16 protein-coding genes are annotated in these 18,043 nt (G+C 68.1%); 6 read left to right on the top strand and 10 right to left on the bottom strand.

Annotation, left to right across the window (positions count from 1 at the left end):
- Nucleotides 1-17 precede the first annotated feature (17 nt).
- Together AM586_RS25355 and AM586_RS25350 are read left to right on the top strand one after the other, a co-directional pair.
- Nucleotides 18-221, top strand: a complete 204-nt coding sequence (locus AM586_RS25355) for a hypothetical protein (protein WP_047822297.1) — start codon at nt 18-20, stop codon at nt 219-221.
- Between the two features lie 55 nt (nt 222-276).
- Complete coding sequence (locus AM586_RS25350) at nt 277-831, top strand: phasin family protein (RefSeq protein ID WP_047822296.1); 555 nt, start codon at nt 277-279, stop codon at nt 829-831.
- Nucleotides 832-874: 43 nt separating this feature from the next.
- On the opposite strand, the gene tssA is transcribed toward AM586_RS25350, so the two are convergent.
- The 6 genes from tssA to AM586_RS25320 all read right to left on the bottom strand — a co-directional run bounded on the left by tssA (nt 875) and on the right by AM586_RS25320 (nt 7,773).
- Nucleotides 875-1,888 carry a type VI secretion system protein TssA gene (tssA, locus tag AM586_RS25345; protein WP_047822295.1) on the bottom strand — a complete coding sequence of 338 codons (1,014 nt, stop codon included), beginning with the start codon at nt 1,886-1,888 and terminating at the stop codon, nt 875-877.
- A gap of 10 nt (nt 1,889-1,898) precedes the next feature.
- A complete protein-coding gene (tssH, locus tag AM586_RS25340; protein ID WP_047822293.1) occupies nt 1,899-4,547 on the bottom strand; it encodes a type VI secretion system ATPase TssH in 2,649 nt (882 codons plus the stop codon).
- A gap of 94 nt (nt 4,548-4,641) precedes the next feature.
- A complete protein-coding gene (locus AM586_RS25335; protein ID WP_047822291.1) occupies nt 4,642-5,133 on the bottom strand; it encodes a type VI secretion system tube protein Hcp in 492 nt (163 codons plus the stop codon).
- Between the two features lie 32 nt (nt 5,134-5,165).
- Complete coding sequence (tssC, locus tag AM586_RS25330) at nt 5,166-6,656, bottom strand: type VI secretion system contractile sheath large subunit (protein WP_047822289.1); 1,491 nt, start codon at nt 6,654-6,656, stop codon at nt 5,166-5,168.
- 1 nt (nt 6,657) lies between these two features.
- Entirely contained in the window at nt 6,658-7,176 is a 519-nt protein-coding gene (gene tssB / locus AM586_RS25325; protein WP_047822287.1) for a type VI secretion system contractile sheath small subunit, read from the bottom strand.
- A gap of 18 nt (nt 7,177-7,194) precedes the next feature.
- Complete coding sequence (locus tag AM586_RS25320; RefSeq protein ID WP_047822285.1) at nt 7,195-7,773, bottom strand: M48 family metallopeptidase; 579 nt, start codon at nt 7,771-7,773, stop codon at nt 7,195-7,197.
- 191 nt (nt 7,774-7,964) lie between these two features.
- On the opposite strand from AM586_RS25320, the gene tssJ reads away from it, so the two are divergent.
- Genes tssJ through icmH form a run of 3 tightly spaced genes read left to right on the top strand, consistent with a single transcriptional unit; the run spans nt 7,965 to nt 10,717 of the window.
- Nucleotides 7,965-8,549, top strand: a complete 585-nt coding sequence (gene tssJ / locus AM586_RS25315) for a type VI secretion system lipoprotein TssJ (RefSeq protein WP_047822283.1) — start codon at nt 7,965-7,967, stop codon at nt 8,547-8,549.
- A gap of 54 nt (nt 8,550-8,603) precedes the next feature.
- A complete protein-coding gene (gene tssK / locus AM586_RS25310) occupies nt 8,604-9,950 on the top strand; it encodes a type VI secretion system baseplate subunit TssK (protein WP_047822281.1) in 1,347 nt (448 codons plus the stop codon).
- Nucleotides 9,947-10,717 carry a type IVB secretion system protein IcmH/DotU gene (gene icmH / locus AM586_RS25305; protein WP_047822279.1) on the top strand — a complete coding sequence of 257 codons (771 nt, stop codon included), beginning with the start codon at nt 9,947-9,949 and terminating at the stop codon, nt 10,715-10,717. Before tssK ends, icmH begins: the two co-directional genes overlap by 4 nt.
- 30 nt (nt 10,718-10,747) lie before the next feature.
- Here the strand turns inward: icmH and AM586_RS25300 are convergent, their stop codons facing one another.
- From AM586_RS25300 to AM586_RS25285, 4 genes are all read right to left on the bottom strand, one after another.
- Nucleotides 10,748-11,512: an OmpA family protein gene (locus AM586_RS25300; protein WP_052233294.1), complete on the bottom strand. Its 765-nt coding sequence runs from the start codon at nt 11,510-11,512 to the stop codon at nt 10,748-10,750.
- 14 nt (nt 11,513-11,526) lie between these two features.
- A complete protein-coding gene (gene tagF, locus AM586_RS25295) occupies nt 11,527-12,492 on the bottom strand; it encodes a type VI secretion system-associated protein TagF (RefSeq protein ID WP_047822278.1) in 966 nt (321 codons plus the stop codon).
- Nucleotides 12,489-16,226: a type VI secretion system membrane subunit TssM gene (gene tssM, locus AM586_RS25290; RefSeq protein ID WP_047822276.1), complete on the bottom strand. Its 3,738-nt coding sequence runs from the start codon at nt 16,224-16,226 to the stop codon at nt 12,489-12,491. Before tssM ends, tagF begins: the two co-directional genes overlap by 4 nt.
- 86 nt (nt 16,227-16,312) lie before the next feature.
- Nucleotides 16,313-17,164, bottom strand: coding sequence for a M15 family metallopeptidase (locus tag AM586_RS25285; RefSeq protein WP_082439541.1), 852 nt, complete (start codon nt 17,162-17,164; stop codon nt 16,313-16,315).
- 56 nt (nt 17,165-17,220) lie between these two features.
- Here AM586_RS25285 and AM586_RS25280 point away from each other — a divergent pair, with 56 nt between their 5' ends.
- The gene (locus tag AM586_RS25280) at nt 17,221-17,943 is read left to right on the top strand and encodes a hypothetical protein (protein WP_156328094.1); all 723 of its coding nucleotides are present in this window, start codon (nt 17,221-17,223) and stop codon (nt 17,941-17,943) included.
- Nucleotides 17,944-18,043 lie beyond the last annotated feature (100 nt).

Raw genomic sequence — 18,043 nt, 5'->3', positions numbered from 1 at the left:
GGCACATGAGTACGAACATGAGCAAGATCGCCGTCATCGCGCTGGGCCTGGCCCTGGCCAGCCCCGTCGTCCTGAACGCCGCGCCGGCGCCCTGGTATCAGTGGCGCAGCAAGGCCACCGGCGACCTGGTCTGCTCGCAGACGCCGCTCGGCCCGGGCTGGGCCAGGTTTTCCGGCCCCTATCGTGATGCCCGTTGCGAAATACGCAAGCCCGAGAAATAATGTAGAAAGACAAAACATTCAGTACCGCCGCAGGAAAACCAACCGAGGAGATACGATGTTTACCAATCCCGAGCAATTCGCCAACGCCACCAAGACCCTGTTCGACCTGCAGGTAGAGACCTTCAATGCCCTGGCCAGCAAGGCCGTGCAGGGCGTCGAGCAGGTGGTGGCCCTGAACATGGCAACCGCGAAGAATTCGATGGACAACGCGCTCGCCGCCAGCCGCCAGATGAGCCAGGCGGCTGATGCGAAGGCGGCGCTCGACAGCCTGTCCGCGCGCCTGCAGCCGGGCGTGCAGGACGCCCAGGCCTACGGCGAGCAGCTGCGCCAGATCGTCGCCGACATCCAGAAGGATTTCCAGCAGGCCGCCGACACCCACCTGGTGGAAGCGAAGAACACCCTGTCGGCCCTGATCTACGACGTCACCCAGAACGTCAAGCCGGGCCAGGAAAACGCGGTCGAGATCATCAAGGCGGCGATCGACAACGCCTTCAAGGGCTACGAACAGGTGACCCAGTCCACCCGCGACGCCATGCGCCGCGTCGAGGAACAGGTCGCGCGCGCCAGCTCGCAGCTGAACACGGCGGCCGGCCAGGCGCCGAAGTCCTGACCGGCGCGCGCCTTTACGCACCTGCACGCGGCAGTGCGCGGCCTCATTCCGCGGACTGCTGCGCGACGCCCAGCATCTCTTCGATGTGGGCGAACGAGGCATCGTCCTTCACCACCGAACGCAGCCACACGTGCAGGGGCTGTTCGCCCCAGTGCGCGGCTTTTTCCGCGAGATAGGCCACCGGGCTGTGCGGCTCGGTGCGGCGGAAGAACGCGGCGACTTCCCGCAGCTGGGCCAGGGCCTCGGTGCGCGACACCAGCGGTCCGCCCGCCACCCCTGCCGGCGCCGCCGCTACCGATGAAGGCGCAGCGGCGCTTGGCGCCGCAGGCGCAGCCGCGGCGGTGGCGCCGCCCTCTTTCACCATCGGCTTCACGAACAGCAGCAGGCTTTGCAGGCCGGACTTGGCGGCGCTGAAGCTCGGTCCGTCCACGCCCAGGCGTTCGTCGACGCTGTGCTCGATGCGTTCGAGGGCGCCGGTGCAGTGCTCGCAGTCGCGCAGCAGTCCCGCGTAAAAGGCGGGCGAGCTGCGCGCCCTGGCCGTTTCCAGCTTCGCCAGCTCGTCGCCGCCATGCATGCGGGCGACGTCGAAGTCGCGCAGCGCATGCCCGGGATGGCCAGCCTGGCTTTCCGTCAGCGGCACTTCGCGCAACAGCGGTGCGATGCGCGCGGCCAGCCAGGCCAGGTTGCCGATGCGGCGCTCGTGGCCATCCTCGTCCGGCAGCGGATACAGGCCGTCCCACCAGCGCTCGCACAGCGCGGCGACCAGCAGCAGGCTGTCGGCCAGGCCGCGCAGGCCGCCGGTCCTGGCCTCGGCCTCGGCCAGCCACACGGCCAGCTGCAGGTCCTTGCTGCGCTGCTCGATCAGCTGGGCGCACTGCTTCGCCACGAACTTCCAGTCGGCCTCCTTCAGCTCGGTGACCCAGGCGCCCTGCTCCAGCGAGGGATCGTCGGCCTGGCGGGCGCGCACGATGGCGTCGATTTCGCTCGAGAATGCGAGGTCTTCGCCGCAGGGCCGCGCACCGCCGATCGGCGCCAGCAGCTTTTCCAGGTTCAGCATGGCGCCCTCCTCATGCCGGCTCGACGGCGTACTTGATCTTGCCGCCCCTGGTCGCGCTGACCTTGATCTGCCTGACGCCGCCGCCCGCCGCCATCGCCGCCAGCACGTTGTCGGCAATCTCGGGCAGCAGCGTGCCGTTCAGGATGGTGTCGACGTTGCGCGCGCCCGAATCGACCTCGGTGCAGCGCGCCAGCACGGCGTTCACCAGCGCGTCGTCGTACAGGAAAGCCGCATTGTGGTTGGCCGCCACCCGCGCCTTGATGCGCTCGAGCTTGAGGCGGATGATGTTGGCCAGCACCTCGTCGTCGATCGGATAGAAGGGCACCACCGTCAGGCGTCCGAGGAAGGCCGGCTTGAAGTGCTTCATCAGGGCGGGCCGGATCAGCTCCGCCAGCTGCTCCGGAGAGGGGCGCTCGGCCGCCGGCTTGTTCAGGCAGGCCTGCATGATCTGGCTGGAGGCCACGTTCGAGGTCAGGATGATGACCGTGTTGCGGAAGTCGATCTGGCGCCCTTCGGCATCGTCCAGCACGCCCTTGTCGAACACCTGGAAGAACAGCTCGAGGACGTCGCTGTGCGCCTTTTCCACCTCGTCGAGCAGCACCACGCTGTAGGGGTTGCGCCGTACCGCCTCGGTCAGCACCCCGCCCTCGCCATAGCCGACATAGCCGGGCGGCGAGCCCTTCAGCCCGGAGACGCTGTGCGCTTCCTGGTATTCGCTCATATTGATGGTGACCAGCTTGCGCTCGCCGCCGTACAGCAGGTCGGCCAGGGCCAGCGCGGTCTCGGTCTTGCCGACCCCGGAGCTGCCGACGAACAGGAACACGCCCTTCGGCTTGTCCGGATCCTCCAGGTTGGCGCGCGCGGTGCGCACGCGCTGGGCCACGATGCCGATGGCGTGGCCCTGGCCGAGGATGCGCTCGTCCAGCATTCCCCGCAGGTTCATCACGGTGCGGATCTCGTCCTTCACCATGCGCCCCAGCGGGATCCCGGTCCAGCTGGCGACGATGCCGGCCACCGTGTGCCCGTCGACCTGCAGCGGCACCAGCGGGGCGTCGCCCTGCAGCGTGCGCAATTCACCGATCAGGGCCTGCAATGCGCTGCTGCTGCCGTCGCCGGCTTCGAGGCGGGCGCGGGTCGCGTGGATCTCGGCGGACAAGGCCTGCTCGCGATCCCATTGCGCACGCAGGCGTTCCTGTTCCTTCAGCCCGGCTACGCGTTCGGCATGCAGCCGCTGCAGCGCGTCCGCGTGGTCGGCGCCGCCGCTCTGCTCGCGCACCAGGGCGCTGATCCGGACATCGAGCCGCTCCAGGCCGCGCGTCGCCTCTTCCAGCGTCGCCGGCGTCGCCCTCTGCCCGAGCGCCACCTTGGCGCAGGCGGTGTCCAGCACGCTGACCGCCTTGTCCGGCAGCTGGCGCCCGCTGATGTAGCGGTGCGACAGGCGCACGGCCTCGCGGATCGCCTCGTCGAAGATGCGCACGCCGAAGTGCTTTTCCATCAGCGGCGCCATCGCGCGCAGCATGGCGCAGGCGGTGTCCTCGTCCGGCTCGTCGACCTTGACGACCTGGAAGCGGCGCGCCAGCGCGGCGTCCTTCTCGAAATACTTCTTGTACTCGCCCCAGGTGGTGGCCGCGATGGTGCGCAGCTCGCCGCGCGCGAGGGCCGGTTTCAGCAGGTTGGCGGCGTCGTTCTGGCCCGCCGCCCCGCCGGCGCCGATCATGGTATGGGCCTCGTCGATGAAGAGGATGACCGGGTGCAGGCTCTTGCCCACCTCGTCGATCACGTTCTTGAGGCGGTTCTCGAACTCGCCCTTGACGCTGGCGCCGGCCTGGAGCAGGCCCATGTCCAACGTATGGATCTCGACGCCGCGCAGGACATCCGGCACATCCCCCAGGGCGATGCGCAGCGCCAGTCCCTCGACCACGGCGGTCTTGCCGACGCCGGCCTCGCCGGTCAGGATCGGATTGTTCTGGCGCCGCCGCATCAGGATATCGATCACCTGGCGGATCTCGGCATCACGCCCGATCACCGGGTCGACCTTGCCGTCGCGCGCGCGCGCGGTCAGGCAGGTGGTGTACTGGTCGAGCGCGGGCGTCCTGCCCGGCGCGCCTGAGCGCAGTTCGCCGACCGGGTCGCCGGCCGCCGCCGGCACGGCGCCGTCGGCCACGGGCGACGCCTCGCAGGAGCCGCGGGTCAGCTTGTCGAAGTCATGCTTCAGGCGGTCGAGCGGAAAGGTCATGAAGCAGCTTGACGCGCGCTGGGCCAGCTGGGCCAAGCCCGGTTCGGCCAGCAGCGCGAGCAGCAGGTGGCCGCTGCGGATCCGCTGTTCCTGGCCGGGCGCCGGCTGGCCCAGCGAGGCGATCAGCCAGGCGTGCTCGAACAGCAGCGGCAGGTGGCGCGAAAAGACCGGGGTGCGGCTGCTGCCGGCAGGCAGGCGCTCGACTTCCCTGCGCAGGTCGGTCTCGAAGGCGGTCAGGCTGATCCCGGCGGCGCGCGCGGCCACCACGACATCGCTGGCCGGCTGCTCCAGCAGGGCCAGGAACAGGTGTTCGATGTCGACTTCGAATTGCCCGAAGCCGACGCAGATGCCGGCCGCACGCGTCGCCGCGGCCCGGGTGGTGTCGTTCAGCTTGCCGATCAGGGTCTTCAGGTTGATGTCCATCGTCGATCTCATCCTTCAAAAAAAGACCGCGGCACGAGGCCGCGGCAAGCGCGCTGGCGACAGAGCGCATCCAGCACGCACTGAGGCAATCGGATCAGGCCACCTTGTTCGACGCCAGGTCCCAGCCGCCCGAGGTATTGCCGCCGGCGCCGCCGCCGATCTTCTGCTGGGTGTACTTGAACTTCACCTTCGAGAACTTCAGGCCCACGTTCTCGGACATGAAATCGCCTTCCGACACGGCCGACTGGACCGAACCGATCAGCACGTTCTCGAGTTCGACCTCGAAGTACTTGACGCGCTCGCCCTGGCCATCGGCGCGCATGAATTCGAGCTTGGCCTTGGGGATCGTCTTGCCGGACGAGCAGGTCTGCAGCAGCACCGGCGAGGACAGGTCGGCCAGCTTGGTGACCATCAGCTCGGTGTACTCGCAGCGCTCGGCGGTGTGGCCGCCGCCGGTCGACGAGGTCGCCGACTTCGGCTGGGTCACGCCCCAGCCCACCGATTTGCATTCGATCCAGTCCTTGTGCCTGTCGTCCATCGATTCGCCCTTGATGCCGTCGATTTGCAGGTACACGTCAATTGCCATGTCGTACTCCAGTGTTGTGTTTGAATGAAGAATCAGGATTTGGTCGATTGCGGCAACTCCGCGACCAGTCGGAGCGAAACGGACAGCTCGTCGAGCTGGAAATGCGGGCGCAGGAAGGACACCGCGCGGTAGACGCCGGGACGGCCCGGCACTTCCGCCACCTGCACGCTGGCCTCGCGCAGCGGGAACTGGGCCTTCTGTTCCTGGCTCGCGTTATCGTCCAGCAGCACATATTGGGTTAACCAGCGATTGAGGTAATCCTCGACATTCGAGGCGGCGGCGAAGCTGCCGATCTTGTCCCGCATCATGGCCTTCATGTAGTGGGCGATGCGCGAGACCGCGAAGATGTATTGCAGCTGCGAGGACAGCAGCGCGTTGGCGTTGGCGGCGTCGTTCGCGTACTTGCGCGGCTTCTGCGCCGACTGGGCGCCGAAGAAGGCCGCGTACGAGGTGTTCTTGCAGTGGACCAGCGAGATGAAGCCGAGGTCGGACAGCTCCTTTTCGCGGCGGTCGGTGATCGCCAGCTCGGTCGGGCACTTCAGCGCCACTTCGCCGTCGTCGGTCTTGAAGGTGTGGGTCGGCAGGTTCTCGACCAGGCCGCCGCCCTCGACGCCGCGGATCGCCGCACACCAGCCGTAGTCCTCGAAGGCCTTGGTGAGCTTGGTGGCGAAAGCATAGGCGGCGTTACACCACAGGTACTTCTGGTGGTCGCTGCCGTCGACATCCTCGACGAAGTTGAAGCCTTCGGTGGCCATGCCGTCCATCGGGTTGTACGGCAGGCGCCCGAGGAAGCGCGGCAGGGTCAGGCCGACGTAGCGCGAATCCTCCGACTCGCGGAACGCCTTCCACTTCGCGTATTCGACGGTGTCGAAGACCTTGGCCAGGTCGCGCGGCTTGCCGAGGTCGCCGAAACTCTCGACGCCGAACAGTTCCGGCGCCGACGAGGTGATGAAAGGCGCGTGGCTGGCCGCGGCCACGTGCGACATCTGCTCCAGGAAATACACGTCCTCGGGCTGGCGGCTGACCTCGAAGTCGCCGATCAGGGCGCCGTAGGGCGCACCGCCGAAGGTGCCGAATTCCTCTTCGTAGATCTTCTTGAACAGGCTGCTCTGGTCGAATTCCAGCGCCGACTGGAAGTCCTTCACCAGCTCGCGCTTGGTGGCGTTGAGCATGCGGATCTGCAGGGAACTGGAGGTCGCGGTGTTCTTCACCAGGTAGTGCAGGCCGGTCCAGCTGCGCTCGAGCTTCTGGAACTCGGGCGCATGCATGATGCTCGAGAGCTGGCTCGAGATCATGCGGTCCAGCTCCGCCAGGCGCGCATCGATCGCCGCCGACAGGTTGCTGGAGATGACCATGGTGCCCGCCATCACCTGGGTCACCAGTTCGGAGATGATGTCGCGCGCCCGTTCGTGTTCGCTGCTGGACTTCGCCACCCGGCTCTGCTCGACGATCTGGTCGAGCAGACCGGTGTCGAGTTCGAGCGCGCCGGCCGCGTCATGCCCGGCCGAGGGGCTGGCGCTCATTTCATTCATCGCCGTCATGTGCGTCCTCCCTGGTCTTGCGCAGGCTGTCCAGCTTTTCGGTATTGGTCAGCACGTCGTTCAGGATGTCTTCCAGCTTGTCGTTTCCGGCCAGCTTGTTGCGCAGGTCGGCCAGCTTGCTGCGCGCGTCCAGCAGGCCTTTCAGGGGCGCCACCTGCTGCACCACCGACTCGGGACGAAAATCGGCCATCTCGCGGAACTGCAGGCTGAGCGCGAATTCGCCGCCCTCCGGCGACAGGTGGTTCTCGACGCGGAAGTTGGCGACCGGGGCCACGCCGTTCATCACCTCGTCGAAGTTGTCGGCGTCGATGCTGACGAAGTTGCGGTCCTTCAGGCGCTTCCTGACCGCCTCCGGATCGCTGCCGAAGTCGCCCAGCACGCCGACCACGAAGGGCAGCTCCTTGTTCTCGATGGCGTCGCCGATCTCGACGTCGTAGGTCATCTGCACGCGCGGGGCGCGGACCTTCTGCAGGCGTTTCTGCACGCTTTCATTCTTGGGCATGTCGGCTCCAGGCTGGGTTTACTTCAGGGCCCCGAAGGGATCGTTGCTGGCGGCGCGGGCCGGCGGGGTCGCGATCACCTTGCGGGACGGCGCATCCTTGGGCCGCACGGCGGCGGAACGGGCGCCATTCGCGACCAGCACCTCTTCGCCCAGGCTGCTGCGCAGCAGCTTGGCCAGTTCCTGGGCCTCGGTGCGCACATTGCCGCTCAGGTTGTTCTTCTGGCTCAGGTCGGCCAGCGCCTTGCTGGTCACGCGCAGGCCGCTGACGGCAACGATGCTGTTGGCCAGGGTGTCGTCCGGGTCGCGCTCCAGCGCTTCCAGGGCGTTGACGATGGCTTCGCCGTAATCGGTGCTGTCGAAGCGCATCTGCGCCATCCTGACCCACGGGGTCTTGTCGGTGGGGAAGGCATTGCCGGCGCTCTTCAGCAAGGCATAGGCCTTGTCGTTCTGATTCGCCATCACGGCGGCGTCGACCTCGGCCATCGCGGCAGCCATGGTGGTCGCCGGCCTGCCGCCGCCGGCGACCTGCCCGGTGCTGGCGCAGGCCGACAGGAACGCGACACAGACTAGACTCGGCATCAAGCGTTGGAACTTCATCTGGCTCTCCCTAGGTGAAATCAAGCGCCATTATTGGCGCGTGGTTTCCACGAAGAATTGCGTGACCTCAACTGAAGTTTTTTAGGCAATTGCGCCTCGTCGAAGCGCCGGCTTGCGCGTGCTCAGCGTGCGCAAGTTGCGATCCTGTTGAATGTCGCTGTCGGCTCATTTACCAAAGGAAACTGCGCGCCATGGCTCCTGTCCGCCTCCCTCTTTCCCTGCCCGGACTGTTTCTGGCCCTGACCCTTGGCGGCTGCGCCGGCGCCGCCGGGCCATCGGCGGGCGGCCTGCTGGAAGCCGCCGGCCTGCGCAAGCCCCCGCCCGTGCCCGAGGCCCAGCTTGCGCCACGCCAGGTGGCGCTGCGCCTGCACGCCGCCAAGCGCCTGAACCTGGATGCGCGCGGCCAGCCGCTGGCCCTGGTGGTGCGCGTGTACAAGCTGCGCCAGCGCGCCGCTTTCGAGCAGACGCCCTACTCTGCTTTCCTGTCGCCGCAGAGCGAGCGCGAAGCGCTGGGCGCAGACCTGGTCGAGGTGCGCGAGCTGACCCTGGTGCCGGGCCAACGGCTGGAACTGAACGAAAAGCTGCCGCGCGAGGCCGGCTGGCTGGGCGTCGTCGCGCTGTTCCATTCGCCGCTGCCGCAGGGCTGGCGCCTGGCCTTCGCCGCGCCCGAGGCGGAACAGGCCGGCGTGACCATCGGCCTGCACGCCTGCGTGATGCGTGCAAGCGCCGGAGCCGGTCCCGCGTCCGCAGGCGGCCGCCTTGTCCGATGTCAATGAAGCCTGTGTGGTTTCCCCCAAGCTAGAGTTTTGTGACATCTGCGCGAGGCATCCGTGAAACCACCATCGAAGGTCTTGTGGGGCGAAGGACTGTTCCTGCGTCCCCAGCATTTCCAACAGCAGGACCGCTACCACGAAGCACGCCTGAACGACACCGCGACCGCCCTGCATCCCTACTCCTGGGGCGTACGCAAGCTCGAACTCGACCTGGACGCGCTCAAGGCCGACACCCTGCGCATCACCGAACTCTCGCTGATCTTCCCCGACGGCGACATCGTGCACGCACCCGACCGCGACGCCCTGCCGTCCCAGGTGCGCCTCGGCGAACTGCCCTCCTCGGTGCAGACGCTCACCTTCCACGCCGCCCTGCCGGCTTTCAAGGACCACGGCGAGAACTGCGCCGTGCGCGGCGAGGCGCGCGCCGACGCCCGCTTCGGCCAGGTTGAACACGACACCTTCGACCTGTTCACCGACGCCGCCAGCGCGCCGGTCGCCTATCTCACCAGGAACCTGCGGCTGGTGTCGGAACTGGAGCCGCTCGAAGTCTACGAGACCATCCCGCTGGTGCGCCTGCGCCGCGTCGCTACCGGCGGTTTCGAAGTCGACCATGCCTTCGTCCCGCCCAGCCTGTCGATCGAGGGCGCGCCCGGGCTGCACGCGCAACTGGCGCGCATGATGGAAAAGCTGCTGGCCAAGGTGAACGCGCTGTACGGCCACTATCGCGAGCCGAGCAAGAACGTGGTCGAGCTGCGCGGCGGCGACGTCGCCTCGTTCTGGCTGCTGCACACGGTCAGCAGCGCTTATGCCACCCTGACCCACTTCCTGGCTCACCGCGACCTGCATCCCGAGCGCCTGTTCCAGGAGCTGCTCGGGCTTGCCGGCGGCCTGATGACCTTCTCGCGCAGCAGCAGGCTGGAAGACCTGCCGGCCTATGTGCACCAGGATCCGGGCCCGGCCTTCGCCCGCCTGGACGCCATCCTGCGCGAGCTGCTGGACACGGTGATCTCGGCGAAGTACTTCTCGATCGCGCTGTCGAACGAGCGCCCGTCCTATCACCTGGGCGCGCTCGACTCCGGCAAGATCAACGCCCAGACCACGCTGTTCCTGGGCGTGTCGGCCGACATGGCAGCCCTGCAGCTGGTCGAGATCGTGCCGCTGCGCTTCAAGATCGGCGCGCCGGAGGACGTCGACAAGCTGGTGCTGTCGGCCATGCCCGGCGTGCGCCTGGTGCACGCGCCGCAGGTGCCGAGCGCGGTGCCGGTGCGGCCCGACACCTATTACTTTGTGCTGGAAAACCGCGGCGTGCTGTACGAAAGCATGCTGAAAGCCCAGGCGATCTCGATCTATGTCCCGAACGGGATCCGCGACCTCAAACTCGAACTCATCGGAATCGCAGCATGAGCCACCACGTCGAACGCCGCGCCGCCCCGCCCCCGCCCGGCAGCCGCAATGCCTCGGGCAGCACTCCCACCTCCCTCGTCGACATCATGTACGAGGGCTTCTATGCGCTGTTCCTGCTGAAGAACGGCTGCGGCCCGCACGACAAGACCGCCTTCGCCGAGCACATGACGCGCTTCCTCGGCGACGTCGACCGCAACGCCAAGGCGCTCGGCATCCCGGCCGACGACGTCACCGCCGCCAAGTACGCCTTCTGCGCGGCGGTCGACGAGATCATCCTGCGCTCCGACTACGATATCCGCGAAGCCTGGGAGACCCGCCCGCTGCAGCTGCGCCTGTTCGGCGACCAGCTCGCCGGCGAGCACTTCTTCCAGCGCCTGGAGGACCTGCGCGCCAAGGGCAGCGTGCACCTGCAGGCGCTGGAGGTGTTCCACGTCTGCCTGCTGCTGGGCTTCGAGGGTCGCTTCGCGCTCGACGGCCGCGACAAGCTGAACTACCTGACCGCGCGCCTGGGCGACGAGATCGCGCGCATGCGCGGCAAAAGCCGCAGCTTTGCGCCGCACGCCGGGCGTCCCGACCAGATCGTGCACAAGCTGGGCAGCGACCTGTCGCTATGGGCGCTGTCGATGGTGTTCGCGGTGGTGACCCTGGGCGGCTACCTGGGCTTTCGTACGGCGCTGGCGCACGAAACGGACCTGGCGATGGCCGGCTACAACGACCTGGTAAAGCTGCCGCCGCGGTCGGCGAATGTGACGATCACGCTGCCGTAATCGTCGCCCCGCGAAGGCGGGGACGACGGGCTACTGCACCACCTTGAACTCGATCCGCCGGTTGCGCGCCCGCCCTTCCGGCGTGCGGTTGTCGGCGACCGGCCGATCCGGTCCCTCGCCGGATACCGACACCATGTCCGGATGCACGCCGTGCCCGACCACATAGGCCTTGACCGCCTCGGCGCGGGCCTGGCTCAGCGAGAGGTTGCCGGCGCGCGAGCCGGCGTTGTCGGTGTGGCCGATCACCTCGACCTTCTTGTCCTTCAGGCGCAGCAGGGCCACGCTCATCTGGTCGAGGATGGCCTTGCCGGAATCGGCCAGCGTGGCCTTGCCCGATTCGAACTCGATGATGCGGTCGGCCAGCGCGGCGTCCAGCATGCCCTGCTCCGACACCGCCACCCGCAGGCCGTTGTTGATGGTGTAGCTGGCATCCAGGTTCAGGGCCAGCTCGCTGGCGATCTGCTGCTTCTGTGCGTCGCTGGCGACATCCCCGCGCAGGCTGACGCTGGTGCCGTCGACCTGCAGCTGGCCGCGGCTCACCAGCTTCAGGTTCGGCCCGATCAGCCGGGCGACATGCTCGTTCCAGTTCGGCGGCGCCGATACCCGACCCACCGCGAGCTGGTCGACCACGCGCTCGGCGCCATACACGGCGCGCAGCCGCGCCAGCAGGGCCGTCTTGCTGGCGTCGTCGGCGACGGTGCCGGACACCACGATCGGCGCGGCAGACGTGGCAACGGCAGAACCGCCATCGGCCAGGGCGGGCGCCGCAACCAGGCAGGCGACGGCAATCAGCATTTTCGATCTCGGGTTCACGTGGCGGCTCCGATGAAAGTCTTGAGGAACAGTTCGCGCGCCAGGCGCAGCGGCAGCATCGGCTGCTCGAGGTAGCTGGCCAGCGCGCGCACGTCGATGTCGATGCCGAGCTGCTCGTCGATCCAGCCGTCGTCGACCATCTGTACCTGCTGCTCGCGGCCGGCCAGCGGGTCGACGATCCCGTGCAGGGTCTCGGCGGCGGCGCCGCCGAAGCCGATCACCAGCACCGGCCGCTCGGCCACCGTGGTCACGAACAGCACCAGGTCGAAGGCAGTGCGGCGGATGAAGGGCGTGACCAGCTCCAGCCAGAACGCGGCCACCCGGCAGCGCGCGGCCGCGTCCTGCGGCAGCGGCAGCACCAGGCTTTTGTGCAGGGACGCCGGGCGGCTGTGCATGACCGGCTGCAGCAGCAGCCCGAGGCCGAGGATCAGGCGGTTCGCCGCCAGCGCCAGGTCCTCCGACAGCGAACTGACGGTCGATACGGCGAGGTAGTCGTCGAGCTGGGCCTCGTATTCGCCGAGGCCGACCGCCGCATCGGCGATCGCATGCAGGTGCGGGCCGGGGTCGCCGGTCTCCAGCACTCGCGGCGCCATCGAGGCCAGGAAATCCCACAGCGGGCCGAAGGCCAGCGGACAGCGCGAGACGAAGGCGGCCGGATCGGGCACCTCGACGGTGCGCATCATCAGGAAGGGGAAGCGGCGTCCGGAGCGGTCGTGGCTGGCCACCAGGTGACCGGCGACCGCATGCCGGCGGCTCGGCCCGACGAAGGCGAAGCTGACCGGCGGCGAGGCGTCGTAGTACAGCTTCCAGCGGGCGTCGTTAGGCAGCCGGGTCATGACCTGGGCCAGCCAGTCGTCCAGCATGCCCAGCACCGGCTGGTCGTCGGCGACCTTGACGAAGTCGCTGCGCGCCGGGATCTTGCCGAAGTAGCCGATCCGGTTCGAGACGGGTGCGCGCGTCATTGCGCGGCTCCCGCCAGCTGCGGGCCGCCCGTCGCGGGCGCGCCATGGCCGACCACGGTATCGGGCAGGCGCAGGCCATTGAATCCGCGGCCGGCCTGGGCGTCGCCGGTGCTGCTGGGGCTGCTGACCAGCTTCAGCGTGACTCCCACCGTCGTGCTGCCAGAGGTCCAGCGCAGCTCGGCCACGCCAGGCTCCAGTTTCTTCCTGGTAGCAACGGCGATCAGCCTGGCCAGACCTTGCTCGCCCGGTTCGTTGAACAGTTCGACGGTGCGGCCATCAAAGGTAACAGCGCTGACCCTGGCCCCGTTGGCGCCCTGTGGCCCGGGATGTACCATGTTCACCCAGCTAGGGGGCGTATTCCGGTAGCGCAGCTGCTGGCCATCGATCTCGATCGTGTATTCGGTGATGCCGGGCGCGGTCATCGGCAGCAGCTGGAACACGGTCTGCGGACCGCTGCCGGTGGCCACGCCGTTGCTGGAGAGCGGCGCCACCCAGCCGGGGAAGCCGCTCACCACCTGCGGCGCCAGGGTCACGCCGATGTCGGCCCAGGTGCGGCTGGACAGCACGTCGCCGCGCCGCACCACCAGCGGCCCCATGGTGGTGGACACGAACTTGGCGACCGCGCCCTCGGGCCCGAACACCTGGCCGATCTCGCCCGGCGCCGCCTGCATCTGGGCGCCCGGCGAGAACGGATACTTGCCGGCCAGGGTCTTCTGGAAGGGTTCGACGACCTGGGCCTGCCAGGTCTTGTTGATCTCGGATTCGGACGGCAGCACGATCATCGCGAAGGTCTGCACCAGCGGCCGCACCAGCAGCGGCCGCAGCATCTGCTTCTGGGCGTCCGTCATCCCGGTCAGCATCTGCTCGTCGACATACTTGAGGGCGTCGGCCAGTTCCGAGCCGTTGCCTTCCAGGGTCTGCTGCATCAGCTGCTTGGCGCCGGGGCCAGGGTCGCCCTGGTTCTTCAGCTGGTTCAGGCGCGAACGCAGCTTCGACAGCGCGTCCAGGTAGCCGGTCATCAGCGACGCGTCCTTCTCCTTCACGCCGACCAGGCGCGCCACACCGGCGAATTCGCGGCCGACCGGACCGGCGGCGACGCTGCCGGCGGGTCCCGCGCCGGCCGCCGGTGCAAGCGAGGGGCCCATGGCGTCCGCCAGCTGGCGCGCATCGCTGGGCGCCTGGCGCAGCACGACTTCGCGGAACCAGGCCAGCACCCCGCGCTTGAGCTTCGCCTGGTTCACGCGCGCCCGGCCGGGGTCGTCCCAGGAGGTCTCGTCGTAGACGGTCTTGAGCACCTTGGCCAGCGGCGAGGTCTGTGGATCGCCGAGGCGGTTCATGGCCTGCACACTGGCTTCGAAGCCGTTCAGGTCGGCGATCGTCACGCCCTGCACGAACTTGGCCCACTCCTTCGCATAGTCGGCTTTATACAGGTCGATCAGGGTTTTCTGGATCTGTTCCGGGCTGCCTTCGAGGGTCAGGTCGTCCTTCGCCACCGTCTTCAGCACCCAGTCGGTGCTCTGCAGCTCGCGGTTCGAGGCTTCGCGGATAGCGCCGATCACGAACTTTTCCCAGGCGTCGCGGGTGAAGGCGCCGGGCACCGCATGGCTGCCGACCACCAGCGCCTGGTCCTGCTCGCCGACGATGCGCGCCACCGTCACTGCCGGGAAGCGTGTCGCGGCGCGGGTGCGGATATCGGCGTAGACGCGCTCGCGCGCCGGCGTGCCGCGCACCACGCGGCGCAGGTTTTCGCGCGCGGTGTCCAGCAGGCTGAGCTTGGGCGTGATCTGCGGCCAGGCCTGGTCCTGGATGTGGGCCAGGTGGAAAGTCATCAGGCGCTCGGCGCTGCGGATCATCTGTTCCTTCGGCATGCTCCCGCGGTTAGCCTGCAGCCACACGCGCCAGTAGCGGGTCAACTGGTCGTTCAGGTGACCGGGCTCGGCATGGCTTTTATCGGCCAGCATGAGATAGGTCTTCAGCGCGTTGTAGGCGTCGCCGACATTGGTGGCCGAGACGTCCTGGTAGGGCTGGCCCGGCTTGGCGCCAGGCGCCGCCTGCGCGTTCGGGTCGAGCTGGGAGGCATTGGCGTTCATCTCCGCCAGCAGCGACTCCAGGGCGGCCGCAACCGGCAGCACCATCACCTCGCGCACCCCGCCGAAGTACTCGTCGCGCAGCTTGCGTTCCAGCGCCTCGCCCTGGTACAGGCCGAAGGACAGCGCCCAGGGCCGGTCCTCGCGGTATTTGTCGAGCTGTTCGATACGGTCCTGCAGGATGTCCAGCGCCTCCAGGCGCGACTGCAGGCCGTTGGCGCGGGCCTGCAGCTTCATCACCTTGTCGAGGTCGGCCTGGACCCTGGCCACCAACTGGCGGTTGCCCATGGTCGACCAGCTCCAGCCGCCCAGCGCGCAGCCGAGCAGCACGGTGGCGGCGAAGAAGGCTGCGTATTTCAGGCGCGTCGCGGCCGGGCTGGTGTAGCGCTTGACCAGGTCCTTGTCAGCGAAGATCACCTTGCGGAACAGCTCGAGCAGGAAGAAGCCGGACTGCTCTTCCTGCTGGCCGCCTTTCTGCTCTCCGGCCTTCAGCTCCAGGTCGAAGCGGCTGGCGACGCGGCGCGAGGACAGGTTCTCGACCAGGCCTTCCTGCAGCGCGCTGGTGAAGTAGAAGCCGCGCATCACCGGCTTGAACTGCCAGGTGTTCTCTTCGAACAGGGTGGCGAGGAAGGCGCGCAGCTGCGGCTTGAGCGAGGCGAATTCGAGCGGGAAGGTGAACACGCCGGGGCGCATCGCGGCGCTGCGGTTGCCGGCCATGGTCGCCAGGCTCATCTCCTTCAGGCCGTCGTACAGTTCGTCGAAATGCTGGTCGAAGAAGGTCAGCACGTCCTGCGGGCTGCTGCGCCGGTTGTAGCGCTGGGTCGCACCCCAGACCCGTTCGCGCTCGCCGCGGTCGCAATCGTGGAAGAAGTCGGAAAAGCCGGCGATCAGGTCGGCCTTGGTAAACACCACGTAGACCGGCGCGTGCACGCCGAGGCGCTCGGTCAGTTCCTGGACCCGCGTGCGCAGGCTCTTGGCCAGCTCGATCGAGGCGTCCGGCGAGCCGCCCGCCAGCTCGGCCACGCTGACCGCGATGATGATGCCGTTGATCGGCGCGCGCCGGCGGTGCCGCCTCAGGAGGTCGAGGAAGCTGAACCACTCGGCGCGGTCGGCCTCGTACACCGAGTAGCGGCCGGCCGTGTCGAGCAGGATGCCGTCGGTGGTGAAGAACCAGTCGCAGTTACGGGTGCCGCCCACGCCCTGCACGGCCTTGCTGCCGGGGATGGGAAAGGTCAGGCCCGAGTGCTTGATGGCGCTGCTCTTGCCCGCCGCGGGGTTCCCGATGATCATGTACCAAGGCAGCTCGTAGAGGGCCTGGGCGCCGCGCGTCAGTCCCAGCTTCGAGGTCTTGATGGTGTTGATCGCTTCGAGCATGCCCTTGCGCAGGACTTGCGCATCGTTGCGCTGGGGCGTGTCGGCCTCGGCGACGATGGCCTCGGTGAGGCGGGCCGCCGCACGCTTGCGCAGCCAGCTGCGCGCCAGCCACCACGCGCCCCAGGCGGCCAGCAGGAGCAGGCCCGCCAGCACGGCCCAGATGGCCGCCACCTCGAGCGATTCCGCGCCGAGGAACAGGAAGCCGGCGAGCGCAAGGATGCCGATCACGGCCATTACGCGGCGGTTGGTGAGGAACTGCCAGAGTCGGGCCATAGTGGGTTCGGTTCAGAGGGTTGAATGAATGCCACAGGGAATGTTGGCACTATTTCCGCGCAGATTGTTGAGTTTGAACAATCTCCTCAGCGCCGCATCACCCCGCGCAGGCGCAGCTCGGTATGGCCGAGGTCCATCATGGCCCAGCGCCCGCCCCAGGTCAGACCCAACGATTCCGCGACTTCGCCGTACAGCTGGTAGCCGCGCATCGCCCACGGGTCTTTTTCGGAGATCACCAGTTTGCCGTCGCGCAAGAACGCGCAATCGGCCGCCAGCCCGTACTGGTGCCAGCTCTGGAAGGCGCGCGCATTCGTCACCGCCGAGCCCATCTTCGCCAGCATGTCCTGGCGCGCCGGACTGCGGTAGCCTTCCAGCAGCGCCATCTCGTAGCCATATTTCTCCTTCATGATGCGGAAGGCCAGCAGCAGGCGCTGGGAGAAATCGGGGTGCATCAGGCCCCAGTTGCGGCTGGCGTCGACCAGCATCGGCCGCACCAGCTCCACTTCGCGGCTGGTGAAGGCGACCGGCGGCAGCGAGGCCGGCGGCACCAGTTGCTCGCCCTTGAGCAGGGCCGCGACCTGGGCGTCGACCACGGTGTCGCTCGGCTCGTAGCCGGGGAGCATATCGGGCCGCCGCAGCAGCAGCGCGATCAGGGGCGGCGCCAGCACCAGCGGCAGGCAGACGGCGAGGTAGGCGCGGCGCTTGCGCAGCCAGGCACGCCGTTCCTGCCACTGCAGCCGCCAGCGCCAGCGCAGATCCGGCCCCGCCCCGCGCAGCCTCGCCCCGACGGCTTCCCGCCAGCCGTCCGCGCGCAGCTGCAGGCGCCGCTGCAGGCCACCCAGGAGTTGCAGGACCGTCACCCGGCCGGCGGGAAAACAGGCTAGCCAGATGAGGCTGCAAGCCAGGCAAAAGTACAAAAGGGCGAGGAAGATCAGCATCCGTTTCTCCGGTTTGTTTCTAATTGGAACGAATGTCCAATCTTAGGAGGTACACGGTGCGCCCTTCAGACGAAGATCAATCCAGCTCGCGGCGTCCGAACTTGATGTCCTCGACGCGCCGGACCGCGAACGAGATCCATATCCTCGCCATGCTCGACCGCCACGAGGCCGGAGGACTAGCGCAGCGCCTGCTGCGCGGATTGCGGCGCAAACCGCGCGCGCCGTGGTACGGGGCCGCCGGTGTGCTGGTCTGCGCCATGGTAGGCGCGCTGGCCTGGCTGGCGCGCGATTCCGGCGCCGCCGGCTCGGGCAACACCGCGCTGGCCGGGGCGCCTGCCGACAAGCGCACGGCCGGGACCGCGGCCGCTTCCGCTTCCCTTGCCCAGCCGGAAGCGGCGACCGATGCCGCGCCCGATGCGCTACCGGCCGCCGGCGCCACCATCGTCGACGTCGCGCCCGCGCCGGCTGCCCGACCGGCTGCGCCGCCACCTCCGCTCCCGCAGCAGCGCACCGGCCGCATCACGCCGCACGAGGCAGCGCACGAACCGCAGCGCCTGGCCGCGCATGCCGTCACGCCCAAAGACGTCCCGCCGGCCGCAGCGGCCCGCGCAAAGCCGCTGGCCCATGCAGAGGCGCGCAACCGGCGCGCGGCCGCGTCTTCGAAGGCGGCGCCGAAGACGGGGCCGGAAGCGGTCGACACCGACGTCGCCCTGATCTCGGCCATCATCCAGCACGCCAACGCCCGCCAGGAAGCGGAAGAAGCGGCGCGCAAGCCTTGAGACGGGTTCTTGGCAAAAAGCCACGCCGTCGTAAAAAAGCCTCGGAACCGCTGGGTAAAGTGATGCCGCGCCGCTATACTGTATATAGACACAGTATGGT

This window comes from Massilia sp. WG5 (genome assembly GCF_001412595.2).
Taxonomy (GTDB): Bacteria; Pseudomonadota; Gammaproteobacteria; order Burkholderiales; family Burkholderiaceae_D; genus Telluria.
Note: the sequence above shows the minus strand (reverse complement) of the source record. Positions and strands in the feature narration are given on the sequence as shown.